Origin of the sequence: Prosthecobacter sp., assembly GCF_046154365.1 — a bacterium.
Classification (GTDB): domain Bacteria; phylum Verrucomicrobiota; class Verrucomicrobiia; order Verrucomicrobiales; family Verrucomicrobiaceae; genus Prosthecobacter.
Window position 1 is genome coordinate 97,176 of sequence record NZ_JBJXFV010000071.1, and the last position, 13,418, is coordinate 110,593.

Here is a 13,418-nt window from a genome sequence, read left to right on the forward strand (position 1 = left end):
TTTAGAAGGCTTGGTGCAGCTTGATGTTGTTCGGCCTGGTGTACACCGCCTGCACGACGCTGATGTTCCGCATGGCAAAGGCGGCTTCACAGTATTGCAGATAGAAGTTCCATTTGCGGACGAAGCGTTCGTCAAAGCCCTGCGCCTTCACCTCCGCCAGTTTCGCGTTGAAGCGCTCGAACCACAGGCGCAGCGTTTTGGCATACGACGCGCCAAGATCCTCCAGGCCGTGCATGAAGAGATCGCTCGTGCGATTGATCGCTTCGTTCACCCGGCCGATGCTGAGCAGCAGCGAGCCGGGGAAGATGTGCTTCTGAATCCAGTCCACGCCTTGGCGCAGGTCTTTGTGCTGGCAGTCAGCTACCGTGATCATCTGGAAGGCCAGCAGACCTTTGGGTTTCAAGACTTCAGCGCATTTCGCAAAGTACGTCTCCAGGAACTTGTCACCGACGGCCTCCAGCATCTCGATGGAGGCGATCTTGTCGAACTGGCCCGTGATGTGGCGATAATCTTGAAGGCGAATCTCGATCCGGTCAGACAAACCTTCACGCGCCACACGCTCGGTGGCAAACTTGTGCTGCTCCTGCGAAATGGTGACGGCGGTGACGCGCACGCCATGATGCTTGGCCGCGTGGCAGGAGAATCCGCCCCAGCCGCAACCAATTTCGAGCACATGATCGCCCGGTTTGAGCTGGAGCTTCTGACAGAGCGCTTCGTATTTGGAACTCTGCGCTTCAGCCAGCGGCTGTCCTGCATATTCGAAGCGTGCGGCCGAGTAGGTCATCGTCTCGTCCAGCCAGAGCGAGTAGAAGTCATTCCCGAGATCGTAGTGCTCCGCGATGTTGCGCCGGCTGGTGGTCACACTGTTAGGCCGCAGCAGATGCTGCACGCGATTGACGAAGTTCAGCAGATTCACGAACGCCACTTTGCCCGAGGAGGATTTGGAGCCCTGTGTCTTCGAGAGGTTGAGAATGAACCACGCGATGACATCCGCGATGCTGTCCGTTTCCCAGTCGCCATCCACATAGGCCTCGCCAAAGCCGACGTTGCCGAACAGCGCACTACGTTTGAAAAAATCCATGCTGAGGATGCGCATTTCCGCCGTGATCTCCGCTCCCGGCGCGCCGAAGACACGCACACGACCATCGGGATAAGTCATCTTCATGCCGCCATGCACGAAGGGCTTGAAGCTTTGCAGCACGAGCCATTCATAGAAGCCGGCTTTCGCGGCTACGGCCTGTGAATCGGCGGGGCTGTGGTCGAAGGTGAGGGTCGAGTTCATGATTTGGCGGAAGCGATGGAGTGATGTGGACGCAGCACGTCTTGCTGAAGCTCGCGGTTCGCGCTTTTGCTGAACCACGGCACGCGCTTGAACCAGAGCAGGAAGGCATGCCAATGAATGAGAAAAATCACCCGCAGCGTCAGCAGCGGATATTTCACCGCGCAGGCGAGCAAGGCGGCATCCGTGAGCGAACGTCGCGTTCCGGTAAGCGCTGTGACGAGAACTTGGCCCTCCGCATCAGCATCATTGACGGTGATGTGAAGTTTTTCTCCTGGCAGACGCAGGTGGAAGTCGAACTGGAGATCCAGCGCCGAAAATGGCGAGACGTAGAACAACTTCGGCGTGACGAGCGTGAAGCCGTCTGTGCCCGCTTCGGGCATCAGGTATAATTTTTGTTCACCGAACGTGTTCGTGACCTGCGCCAGAGCGCAGACTGGCGATCCATCAACCGCGTAAGCGTAAAAAAATGTGACGGGATTGAAGACGTAGCCAAGCACACGCGGGAAGGCGAGCATCTTGATCGAAGCGATGCGCGAGATGTCCACAGCGTGTTGCGAGAAGACTTGAAGCACCCCGGCTTTCACATCGCTGTGCTCACTGCCGAGATGGTCGCGGTCATTGAAGGAAAACAGATTGAAGCGGTTCCGGCTGAACAAGGCCAGATCGGCGTCGAGTGACGCGATGTCATCGAGATCGAGCCACAGATAGAACACACGATACGAAAAACCGTGCCGCTTTGGCCGCAGGCGCTGGTGCATCACCGTGCATTCGTAGATGTGGGACGATTCAGGCATCACCACGGCTCCTTTCCAAGCAGATCGCGGCACAAGGCCACTGCGGAGCCGAAGGCGTCTTCATGGAAGCCGTTGCGGAAGTAGCTGCCGCAGAAGTAAGTCGTTTGATCGGTCGAGAGGCGGTTCAGATCGGGAAGACGCTTCTGCGCATCAATGGCGGCCATGTCGAAGAGCGGATGCTCGTAGGCGATGCGTTTGATCACCTTGTCCTCGGCGATTTCATCGGCGGCGTTGATGGAGACAAAGTAGTTCGTCGTGTCGGAGACGCCTTGCAGACTGTTCATCCAGTAATGCGTGCTCGGCTCGATGCCGCCGCCGGCTGTGGGCCTGATGCGGTAGTTCCATGAGGCCCAGCAGCGCTTCGTTTTCGGCATGAAGCTCTCATCTGTGTGCAGCGTGGCCATGTTCGGCTGGTAGTGGAAACAACCGAGCAGCGCACGCTCCAGATCCGTGGGATTGGCGATCATGCGCAAGGTCTGGTCGGCATGACTGGCGAAGATCACCTTGTCGAAAGTTGCTGCCTCGCCTTCGCGCGGGAACACCTTCACACCTTCGTCCCTGCGTTCGACACGAACCACCGGCGAACCGAGTCGAATGCGGTCCTTGAAGGGAGCGGTGAGTTTTTTCACATACGACTTCGCGCCATTCGTCACCGTGCGCCACGGATGCTGCGTGTGCAGGCCGAGGAAGCCGTGGTTGTGCCAGAAACGGATCAGCGTGAGCGCTGGAAAGGACAGCATGAGCTCCGGCGGTGTGGACCAGACGGCGGAAGACATCGGGACGATGTAGAGATTGAGGAAATCCTCCCCGTAATCGCGGGCGATGACGTATTCGCCCAAGGTCATGCGCTCAAAGCGTGGCTCGTCGAGCGCCGCGACAGCTTCCGCATTGAAACGATTGATGCGCGCCAGGAACTTCCAGAAGCGCGGCCTCAGCAAATTGCGTCGCTGCCCGAAGAGATGACCGAGTGAGGTACCATTGTATTCGATGCCGCTCTCGAGATGCGACACGCTGAAGGACATCGACGTGGCCTTCGTCTCCACGTCCAACTCCTTGAAGAGACGTGTGAGCAGCGGGTAGGTCACATGATTGAAGACCATGAAACCGGTATCGACCGGCAGCTCGCGTCCCGCTTCCGTGACATTGACCGTGTTCGTGTGGCCGCCGGCGTAATCGTTCTGCTCGAAGATCGTGAGGTCAAATCGCTGATGCAGGAAGTGCGCGCAGCCGAGCCCTGCGACTCCGGTTCCAATGATGGCAAGACGTGGGCGGTTCATGCAGGCGCGGCTAGGATTGTTTCAAAGCACGCGCCTCGTCATAGACGCTTTGTGGCACCTTGCGGAGATCCCAGATCAGACCGGTCCAGGACAGCATCTTCAGCAGGTAATAAGATACATCGATTTCCCACCAGAAGAATCCCTGCCGTGCGGCGGAAGCATAGCGGTGGTGATTGTTGTGCCAGCCTTCACCGAGTGTCAGCAGGGCGAGCAGCAGGTTGTTGCGGCTGTCATCGGCCGTTTTAAAGCGCTTCGAGCCGAAGACATGCGCCAGCGAGTTGATGCAGAACGTCGCGTGCAGGAGCACCACGGTGCTGATGAAGAAACCCCAGACAAACATCTGCGCGCCATTGGTGCCGAGGCCGGGCGCATATCGCTCCAGCAGCCAGCCGAAGAGCCAGAGCAGCACTCCATAAACCACGGGGACGATTTGATCGTGGCGGTTGAGGAAGACCAGTTCGGGGAATTTTTGCAGGTCACGCACACGGCTGTAGTCCGTGGGAAAATTCTTTGTGCTGGTGATCCAGCCGATGTGCGACCACCAAAAGCCATGCACGCTCGGCGAATGCGCGTCCACCTCTTCGTCCGAGTGCTGGTGATGATGTCGATGCACCGAGGCCCACCACAACGGCCCCCGCTGGCAGGAGGAGTTCCCCAGCACGGCAAACAGAAACTGCACCAGGCGCGAGGTGCGGTAACTCCGATGCGAAAGGTAGCGATGATAGAAGGCCGTGATGGCAAACATCCGCACTGCATACAGCAGTGCCGCCGCGACCACCGCCACCCAGCTCACCCCGACCCAGAGCACGGCGAAGCAGCCGAAATGCAGCACAATGAAAGGCACGCAGCGTTTCCAGTCCACCCGGTCCTCCTGGGCGCGCACCGCCTCAGCGCCTTCTGGATGATAATCCGAGTCCACCCACTGCTGCAACAGCAGCCAAAACTGCCGCAGCAGGCTTGAATTTTGAGGGGTCAATGGAGTCTTGGGTTCATTCACGCGGACTACTGCGTTTGTCCCTTTGATCTGGATTCAAAAATTCCATCAGCAGTCAAAATTGGCCCTTGAGGAGCGTTCCATTCATTGTGATCCGCCCCCTCATCCTATTTGCCCTGGTTTCCTCCGCGCTCGCGGAGCCCATTGACTTCTCCAAGCAGATCCGCCCGATCCTCTCGGAGAACTGCTTCTTCTGTCACGGTCCCGATGAAAAAAAGCGCGAGGCCGGTCTGCGGCTGGATGACGAAACGAGTTCCAAGAAGAGCAACGACGGCGTCACCGCCGTCGTGCCCGGAAACCCCGACAAGAGCGCCTTGATTGAGCGCATCGTGAGCCAGGATCCTGACGAGGTCATGCCGCCGCCGAAGCAGCACAAGACGATCTCCGCCGCGCAGGTCGCTTTATTGAAAGAGTGGATCAAGCAAGGAGCGAAGTGGGGGAAGCACTGGAGCTATGAGAAGGTGGTGAGGCCGGCGGTGCCAAGTGCTCAGTTCTCAGTGCTTAGTGCTCAGTCGGGCAAGGTGAACCCCGTGGATGCTTTTCTAGCGCAACGTCTCGCCAAAGAAGGACTCAAATTTTCTCCCGAAGCCGATGCCGCCACGCTCATCCGCCGCGTCGCCCTCGATCTCACCGGCCTGCCCCCGACGCTCGAAGAACTCCAACGCTTCCTCCCCAAACTGAGCACTGAGCACTCCGCACTGAGCACTTACCCCTCTTTGGTCGATCATTATCTCTCCAAGCAAAGCTACGGCGAGCACTGGGCCCGCCAGTGGCTCGATCTCGCCCGCTACGCCGACAGTTCCGGCTATCCCAGCGACCAGCCGCGTGAGATCTGGGCCTACCGCGACTGGGTCATCCGCGCGTTGAACTCGAACATGCCGTTCGATCAGTTCACCATCGAGCAAAACGCCGGTGACCTGCTGCCCAATCCCACCGACGACCAACTCATCGCCACCGCGTTTCATCGCAACACGATGACGCAAAACGAAGGCGGCACCGATGACGAGGAATTCCGCAACGCCGCCGTCATCGACCGCGTGAACACGACCTTCGCCGTCTGGATGGGCACCACGATGGCCTGCGCGCAATGCCACACGCACAAGTTTGATCCCATCACGATCAACGAATACTTCCAGTTCTACGCCTTCCTCAATCAGAGTGCCGACTCCGACAAGAAAGACGAAGTGCCGCTGCACAGCTTCGACACGCCAGAGCTGAAACAGCAGCGCGAGCGCCTGAAGATCGAACTCGCTGCACTGGAGAAGAAATTCACAAAGCCCGAGGCCGCATGGCTCGCCGGACTTGCGACCTGGGACGCCGGATTTGCCCGCGATCTTGGCTGGCAGACGCCGAAGCCGGTCCAAGTGACCACGCAGACGAAACAAACCGCCGCCATTGCTGCTGACGGCGCCGTGACGATTCCAAAGAACAGCGACAAAGACACTTACACCGTCGAAGTCCCCGCCACGGCCGACAAACTCAGCGCCCTGCGTCTCGAAACGATCCCCGCCGCCGGTTTCGGCAACTTCGTCATCACCGATCTCAAAGCCGAAGTCGTGCCGCCCGCCGCCAAGGCCGCGCCGAGCGCCCGCTTTGTCCGCATCGAGCTGCCCGGCGAGAAGAAGACGCTCCAGCTTGCCGAAGTGCAGGTGTTCAGCGCTGCGGAAAACATCGCGCCGAAGGGCGTGGCGAAGCAGAGCAGCCAGTACACCGATGCTGTGGCGAAACGCGCCATCGACGGCAACACGGATGGCATTTACGCCAAGCTCAGCGTCGCGCACACGGCCGGCACCGACAACGATCCGTGGTGGGAAGTCGATCTCAAAACTGCGCAGCCGATTGATCGCGTCGTCGTCTGGAACCGCACCGACGGCAACGTGGGCAAGCGTCTCGATGGCTTCCATGTCGTGCTGCTCGATGACAAACGCCAGATCGTGTGGAAGAGCGAAAGCACACCCGGACCGGACAAAGACCAGATCTTCGCCGTCGCTGGACCGGTGCCCGTGAGCTTCACCACCGCGATTGCGGACTATGAGCAGGCTGGATTTACCGCTGCGTCGGTGTTGAAGCCGAAGGACAAGGCCAACCAAGGCTGGGGCGTCGGTGGAGCCACCGACAAGCCGCACACGCTCACGCTGCTCGCGCCATCGCCCGTCGTGGTGCCGCCGGGATCGACGCTGCGTGTGACCATCGCACAAAACAGCGAGCACAAGCAGCACACGCTCGGCAGCTTCCGCCTCGGTTTCACTGGTGATGCCCGCGTGCAGCAGGTCACGAAGGTGCCGCAGAACATCATCGCCGCGCTCGCGCAGGCCAAACGCACGCCGGAGCAGCAAAAGGCCGTCACCGATTACTATGTGCGCAACGTCGCCAAAGAATCCGCCGCCGAGCGCGCACGTCTCGCCGCTGCGAACAAAGAACTCGCCGCTATTAAACCGGTGACGGTGCCGATCATGCGTGATCTCGACGCCAAACAGCGCCGTGTGACGAAAATCCAGCTTCGCGGCAACTGGCAGGCCCTTGATGCCGAAGTCAGCGAGGCTACGCCCGCTGTTTTCAATCCGCTGCCAGCTAACGCCCCGCGCAATCGCCTCACCATGGCGCAATGGCTCGTCAGCCGCGACAACCCGCTCACCGCCCGCGTGACGGTGAACCGTTTGTGGGAAAGCATCTTCGGCACCGGCATCGTGCGCAGCAGCGAGGAATTCGGCAGCCAGGGCGATCTGCCGTTTCACCCCGAATTGCTCGACTGGCTCGCCGCCGAACTCATGGACAGCGGTTGGGACATCAAGCACATGCTCAAGCTCATGCTCACGAGTCAGGCTTATCGGCAGAGCAGTGCCAATCGCAAGGTTCAAGTGCTCAGTGCTCAGTCCTCAGTGCTCAGTGGCGCTGCGGTGGCACCGAAGAACAAAACTGAGCACTCGGCACTGAGCACTGAGCACTTATTGACCGAACTCGACCCCGACAACCGCCTCCTCGCCCGCGGCCCGCGCTTCCGTGCTACCGGCGAGCTGCTGCGTGATCAAGCGCTCGCCGTGAGCGGTCTGCTTTCGGAAAAGATGTATGGAGTGCCCGTGCGTCCCGTAACCCCGAGCATCGGCCTCAGCACCGCCTTTGGCCGCAGCAATGACTGGACCGTCAGCGAAGGCGACGACAAGCACCGCCGTAGCCTCTACACCGAAGTGCGGCGCAACAGCCCCTACGCCAGCTTCACTACCTTCGACGCTGGCAATCGCGAGGTCTGCATGATCCGCCGAGGTCGCACGAACACGCCGTTGCAGGCATTCGTGACGTTGAACGACCCCGTCTTCATCGAAACGCATCAAGCCATGGCCCGCCGTCTCGTTCGCGAAGCGAAGACGACGGCTGAACGCCTCTCCCACCTCTTCAAACTCTGCCTCAGCCGCGAGCCGACGGCGCATGAGGTGACCGCATTGACCCAACTGCATGCCGAGACCCTTTCGGTGTATCAAAAAGACGCTACTGCCGCCTTGAAGATGGCCACCGAGCCGCTCGGGCCCGTGGAGAAAAGCGCGGATGTCGCCGAACTCGCCGCCTGGACCGCCGTGGCGAATGTGGTGATGAATTTGGATGAGTTTTTGATGCGGAGGTGATTTAACCTGAAACCATGGCAGCCCCGAAATCCATCCCCGTCTCCATCCACATCGTGCGCGGCCAGCGTGTGGTGTTGGATTCTGATTTGGCCGCGCTGTATGGAGTTGAAACCAAGGTCTTCAATCAGGCGATCAAACGTAATCTGAGGCGGTTTCCGGAGGGTTTTGCATTTCAGCTCAGTGGCGAAGAGTGGCTCATCTTGAAGTCACAATTTGTGACTTCAAGTTTGGGGCATGGGGGCAAGCGCAAGCTCCCCTGGGTTTTTACCGAACACGGTGCCCTCATGGCCGCTTCGGTGCTCAACAGTGACCGGGCCATCTCCATGAGCGTTTATGTCATCCGTGCGTTCATTGAAATCCGCGAGCAAATCGCCGCGAATGCCATGATCCTCAAGCGTTTGGCCGAGATCGACAACACGCTGCTAATCCACGACGCTTCGCTTCGCGATATCTACAAGAAGCTGATGCCCCTTCTGGCTCCGCCGCCGCCAACGCCCCACAAACAAATCGGATTTCACCCCTGAACACCCGCCAAACTTGGTATCACAATCTGTGATATCATAAGCCTCACTTCCCCATGAACCCCATCCTCCACGATCAACTCCAACTCACCACGCGCCGCCAATTTATCGGTGCGACCGGCCAGTTCAGCCTCGGTGCCATCGCGATGCATGCGATGCAGCAGGAATCGGCGGCCATGCCGCAGTCAGCGAATCCGATGATCCCGAAGCATGGGCATCACGCGGCGAAGGCGAAGCGCGTGATCTACCTGCACATGTCAGGTGCGCCGCCGCATCTCGATTTGTTTGATTACAAGCCGGAGCTGGTGAAGCGCAGCGGGCAGGACTGCCCGGACTCGATCCTCAAGGGTCGGCGTTTCGCTTTCACGACCGGCGTGCCGAAGCTGATGGGGACGCCGCGCACCTTCGCACGGCATGGCAAGGGCGGCCTGTGGATGAGCGACGCGTGCCCGAACTTCCACACCATCGCGGATGAGATGTGCATGATCCGCTCGATGAACACGGATCAGTTCAATCATGCGCCAGCGGAGTTGATGCTGTTCACCGGTCATGCGCGGCAGGGACGGCCGTCGATGGGTTCGTGGGCCACCTATGGCCTCGGCACGGAAAATCAGGATCTGCCCGGTTTCGTCAGCCTCATCTCCAGCGGCACGCAGCCGAGCGGTGGTCAGGGCTGTTGGGGCAGCGGCTTTATCCCGAGCGTGTATCAAGGTGTGCAGTGCCGCAGCAAGGGCGATCCCGTGTTGTTCGTGAGTGATCCGGCGGGCATGAGTCGCGATCTGCGCCGCAAGACGCTCGATACTTTGCAGGCGCTCAATCAGCAGCAGGTCGCGGAGTTTGGCCATCCTGAGACGGTCACGCGCATCGCGCAGTATGAGCTGGCCTTCCGCATGCAAACGAGCGTGCCCGAGGTCATGGACATCTCCAAGGAGCCACAGCACGTCATCGAAGCCTACGGCGCGAAGCCCGGCGAGGCCAGTTTCGCCAACAACTGCCTGCTCGCGCGACGCTTGATCGAAAAAGGCGTGCGTTTCGTGAATCTGTTCGACTGGGGCTGGGATTTCCACGGCACCGGTCCCGACAACGGCATCGAGGACGGCCTCACGAAGAAAATGGCCGCCACCGACAAGCCGGTGGCCGCTCTCATCAAAGATCTCAAGCAACGCGGCCTGCTGGAGGACACGCTAGTGATCTGGGGCGGCGAATTTGGCCGCACGCCCTTCCGCGAAGGCCGCACGGCGGCGAGCAAGGTGCTGGGCCGCGATCACTACCCGGACTGCTACACGCTCTTTATGGCCGGTGGCGGCGTGAAGGCCGGATTCGACTACGGCAGCACGGACGAGCTGGGTTTCAGCGTCGCCGAGAACAAAGTTCATGTGCACGACTTCCAGGCCACGGTGATGCACCTGCTTGGTTTCGACCACGAACGCTTAACGTATCGCTTCCAAGGCCGCGATTATCGTCTCACCGACATCCACGGCCATGTGGTGAAGGATTTGCTGGCGTGATGCCGCCGCTCACCACAGCCCGAAGGGCTTGAACGCCGGTTCTGGCGAATCCGGTGCCAGTGTCATCTGCGGCGTTACCTTGATGCCCATGCGCGCATAAAGGTCGAGCATCTTCGCCGTCGCCACGCGGCTGGCTTCGAGCACCATCTCCGACATCGCGGTGTTCGGCGTCTGCGGCACTTCCTGGAGCTTGGTGGACGTGATCATATCGTGGATTCGTTGAATCGTGTGCGTTGTTTCGTCGGCAATCTTGACCGCTGGCGGCACGGCATTCTCCCACAAGCCCCATTCATCCGCAAGCGGCAGGTAGTCGTGCAAAAAGTGCCGCACGCTGCGCTCAAAGCGCCGCCGCACATCGTCCTCCGGCACATGGTGGCCGCCCGTCATCACGCGCAGCCTCACGCGCTCCACCGCCTGCGAGGCGGAGTCGATCATCACATAGTGCAGCACAAAGCGGTAGCCGCGCTCCTTCGCCTCCCGCAGCATCTTCACATATGTTTTGCCGCTCAAAGTCGATTCGATGGCGAAACTCGTGCCCGCCGCGATCAAACTACGCGCTTCCTCAATTAACCGCCGCCCTGCGGAAAAGGCCGCCAGCGATGGATTCACCGGCGAGAGGCCCTTCGCGATCAAATCCGCGTTCAGGAAGCGCTCAATGCCCATGCGCGGCAGTAGCTCACGTGCCAGGGTGGATTTCCCGGCACCGTTGCAGCCGCCGATGATGCAGATCGTGGATGGCATGACGCCACGAGCATGGCGCAGCCGGCTAGTGCCGCAAACACTACTTCGCTGCTGCGAGAGTCTCCAGCAGGCCAATCGTCGCCCATGCCGTGCCCCAGTAGGTGGAGGTGGCGATGACTTTGTTTTTGTCACGAGCACGCGTGCTTGGCACGGCCCAGGAGCCGTCGGGCTTTTGCGTCGTCTTTAAAAAGCTGACGGCACGCCGCATCGCCTCATGCGTAGAGGGCACACTGCTGCGTGCCAGCGCATACATGGCGAAGCCGGTGCCGAGCGCATCGCCCGGATCGCTCACCAGCCAGCCCCAACTGCCATCAGGATGCTGGAGTTTGAGCAACTCATCGCGGTGAGAGGCTTCGTCCAGTTGCAGTAGAAGCCGCACCGCATGCCATTCGGTGCTCTTGCCCGGCTGCGCGGTGGCGAGGAATGCCTCGGCACGTTTCTGCACCTCGGGTGGCAGCGCCTCGGCCGCAGACGATTTCAGTGCGAGCAGCGTCCACATCGTCGTGACCTCGCTCATCTCGCGCACGGGTCGTTTCGCCAGCGGAAGCTGGCCGCCGGGCTTCCAGGAGCCGTCGGGTTGCTGATTCTTGAGCAATTGCTCGCGAAAACCCGCGATCCAGGTCTGACTCGCATCCGCAGTGGCATCGCGGCCCAGTAGCAAGAACACCATCGTGTCGATGTTGCCGGCGGAGACCTTTTCCACACCATCCTTGGCACCGCTTTGATTCCAATGCCGCCAGTCTGCGGCCCAAGTGCTGCGTTCCGCGTTTTCGCTCCGATTCACCTCCAGACCATGACGTGCGGCGAGGTTCAGGCTCCAGAGCATGGAAGGAATCTGATGACAGCTCGCGCACTGGCGGCCCTCAATCCACGCCAGCCCCTTCTCTTTTACGAACGGCAGGCTGCGTTTCACGACCTCCAAGGCCACATCCTCGGCTCTGACCGCCGTGAAGGCTGCCAGCAGGCACAGGAGGAGGCGTGTTTTCATGATCGCTGACATAAACGTCCTGACTCGCTTGCGCTTTGCAGCGCCGATGGCACTGCATGCCATGCGCCGCCTCGACCAACTGCTTTCCTCCCTCGGCTACTGCTCACGTCGTGAGGCGATGGCGTTCGTCAAAGAAGGCCGCGTGAAGTTGGGTGGCGTGGTGGTGAAGCGGTCGGATCAACGCGTCGATTCAGCGCTCATCACGGTCGATGACCAGCCGCTTGAAGCACCGGAAGGGCTGCTCGCCATGCTGCACAAGCCGGTGGGTTATGCCTGCACGCACAGCGCAGACGAAGGCCAGACGATTTACGAGCTGCTGCCATCGCACTGGCTCGATCGCAATCCCGCCGTGACCAGCGTCGGCCGTCTCGACAAAGACACCAGCGGCCTGCTGCTCGTCACGGACCTCGGCAGCCTGGTGCATCGCTACACCTCGCCGAAATCGGATGTGGAGAAGGTCTATGTGGCCAAAGTCGATCATGATCTCGATCCCGGCCTCATCGACATCTTTGCCAAGGGCGATCTGATGCTGCGCAGTGAAGACAAACCGTGTCTGCCGGCCAAGCTGGAGATTGTTTCCGCCAGAACGGCCCGTCTCACGATCACTGAAGGCCGCTACCATCAGGTGCGGCGCATGTTTGCCAGCCAGGGCTGGCAGGTGGAGAAGCTGCATCGCGAACGCTTTGGCCCGTATGAACTCGTTGATCTCGCGGAGGGCGAGTGGCGGATGATTTCGTTGGAACAAGAACCACGGTGAGTGTGTCCACGCAGCCATGAAACCGCTGCTGCTGTTTCTCACCCTGGCCTGCCCATCGATGGTGCTGGCAGAACGGCCCATAGACGCGGGGGAGGCATAGACGTCACACGATGTGCGGGAACAAACGGCGACTGCTGTAGTTTCATTTTCATGGGCGGGGAGTTCGATGCAGGGCTCCGGTGCTCTATGCAGAGAAGGTTGCACCGGCCTTGGAAGCACGGCATCATCAGGCCACGCATGTCCGCCGAATCCGCCACCCCCGCCATCCTGTTCACGCTCAGCGCCGAGGAGGCGCGCATCTTGGGCTGCCTGGTCGAAAAGGAGATCACGCTGCCAGATTACTACCCGATGACGCTGAATGCGCTGGTGACCGCGTGCAATCAGACGACAAACCGTGATCCCATCGTGCGCTACGACGAGCGCACGGTGCTGCGCGCGTTGGAGTCCATGAAATCGCACGGCTATGTGTTTGAAGTGACCATTGTGGGCGGTCGTGCGCAGAAGTATCGGCACAATCTGAAGGGGAAACTGCCCGGCTTGGAACGTCCGCACTTGGCGCTGCTCTGCATGCTGCTGCTGCGTGGCCCACAGACCGGTGGTGAGCTGCGGCAGCGCACGGAACGGCTGCAAGCCTTCCCGGACATGGCGAGTGTGGAGAGCACGCTGGCCGAATTGATCGGCTACAACGAGGGCCCGCTCGTGCAGTGCATTCCGGCAGGGCCAGGGCAGCGGGTGGCGCAGTTTATGCATCTGCTCAGTGGTGAAGTGGCGGGTGCCACTGCGGCAACGCTCAGCGCACCTGCTTCTCCAGTCGAAGAATCATCTGAAGCCGACTGGCGGGCAAAGATGGAGGCGGAAATCACGCTGCTGAAGGCGCAGGTATCACGATTGCAGACGCTGATCGGCGCGGTGAAGTGAGGCATTGCCAAAACGAACGCG

11 protein-coding genes are annotated in these 13,418 nt (G+C 60.2%); 5 read left to right on the top strand and 6 right to left on the bottom strand.

Going from position 1 to position 13,418, the window contains the following annotated elements:
- Position 1: 1 nt before the first annotated feature.
- Genes ACKVY0_RS09900 through ACKVY0_RS09915 form a run of 4 tightly spaced genes read right to left on the bottom strand, consistent with a single transcriptional unit; the run spans position 2 to position 4,329 of the window.
- On the bottom strand, positions 2-1,282 hold the full coding sequence (locus ACKVY0_RS09900) for a class I SAM-dependent methyltransferase (protein ID WP_409214652.1): 1,281 nt from the start codon (positions 1,280-1,282) through the stop codon (positions 2-4).
- Positions 1,279-2,076 (bottom strand): DUF1365 domain-containing protein, encoded by a 798-nt coding sequence (locus tag ACKVY0_RS09905; RefSeq protein ID WP_409214653.1) that lies wholly within the window; start codon positions 2,074-2,076, stop codon positions 1,279-1,281. The genes ACKVY0_RS09900 and ACKVY0_RS09905 overlap by 4 nt, the downstream gene beginning before the upstream one ends.
- Complete coding sequence (locus ACKVY0_RS09910; protein ID WP_409214654.1) at positions 2,076-3,353, bottom strand: NAD(P)/FAD-dependent oxidoreductase; 1,278 nt, start codon at positions 3,351-3,353, stop codon at positions 2,076-2,078. The genes ACKVY0_RS09905 and ACKVY0_RS09910 overlap by 1 nt, the downstream gene beginning before the upstream one ends.
- Before the next feature lie 10 nt (positions 3,354-3,363).
- Complete coding sequence (locus tag ACKVY0_RS09915; protein ID WP_409214655.1) at positions 3,364-4,329, bottom strand: acyl-CoA desaturase; 966 nt, start codon at positions 4,327-4,329, stop codon at positions 3,364-3,366.
- A gap of 107 nt (positions 4,330-4,436) precedes the next feature.
- Between ACKVY0_RS09915 and ACKVY0_RS09920 the strand changes: the two genes are divergently transcribed.
- The 3 genes from ACKVY0_RS09920 to ACKVY0_RS09930 are packed head-to-tail and all read left to right on the top strand — an operon-like array spanning position 4,437 to position 9,993.
- Positions 4,437-7,964 (top strand): DUF1553 domain-containing protein, encoded by a 3,528-nt coding sequence (locus tag ACKVY0_RS09920; RefSeq protein WP_409214656.1) that lies wholly within the window; start codon positions 4,437-4,439, stop codon positions 7,962-7,964.
- A gap of 14 nt (positions 7,965-7,978) precedes the next feature.
- Positions 7,979-8,488 carry an ORF6N domain-containing protein gene (locus ACKVY0_RS09925; RefSeq protein ID WP_409214657.1) on the top strand — a complete coding sequence of 170 codons (510 nt, stop codon included), beginning with the start codon at positions 7,979-7,981 and terminating at the stop codon, positions 8,486-8,488.
- Positions 8,489-8,541: 53 nt separating this feature from the next.
- Positions 8,542-9,993 carry a DUF1501 domain-containing protein gene (locus ACKVY0_RS09930; RefSeq protein WP_409214658.1) on the top strand — a complete coding sequence of 484 codons (1,452 nt, stop codon included), beginning with the start codon at positions 8,542-8,544 and terminating at the stop codon, positions 9,991-9,993.
- 9 nt (positions 9,994-10,002) lie between these two features.
- On the opposite strand, the gene ACKVY0_RS09935 is transcribed toward ACKVY0_RS09930, so the two are convergent.
- Together ACKVY0_RS09935 and ACKVY0_RS09940 are read right to left on the bottom strand one after the other, a co-directional pair.
- Positions 10,003-10,734: an AAA family ATPase gene (locus ACKVY0_RS09935; protein ID WP_409214659.1), complete on the bottom strand. Its 732-nt coding sequence runs from the start codon at positions 10,732-10,734 to the stop codon at positions 10,003-10,005.
- 40 nt (positions 10,735-10,774) lie between these two features.
- Complete coding sequence (locus ACKVY0_RS09940) at positions 10,775-11,722, bottom strand: prenyltransferase/squalene oxidase repeat-containing protein (RefSeq protein WP_409214660.1); 948 nt, start codon at positions 11,720-11,722, stop codon at positions 10,775-10,777.
- A 61-nt stretch (positions 11,723-11,783) separates the two neighbouring features.
- Between ACKVY0_RS09940 and ACKVY0_RS09945 the strand changes: the two genes are divergently transcribed.
- Together ACKVY0_RS09945 and ACKVY0_RS09950 are read left to right on the top strand one after the other, a co-directional pair.
- Entirely contained in the window at positions 11,784-12,479 is a 696-nt protein-coding gene (locus ACKVY0_RS09945; RefSeq protein WP_409214661.1) for a pseudouridine synthase, read from the top strand.
- A gap of 237 nt (positions 12,480-12,716) precedes the next feature.
- A complete protein-coding gene (locus ACKVY0_RS09950) occupies positions 12,717-13,397 on the top strand; it encodes a YceH family protein (RefSeq protein WP_409214662.1) in 681 nt (226 codons plus the stop codon).
- Positions 13,398-13,418: the final 21 nt, after the last annotated feature.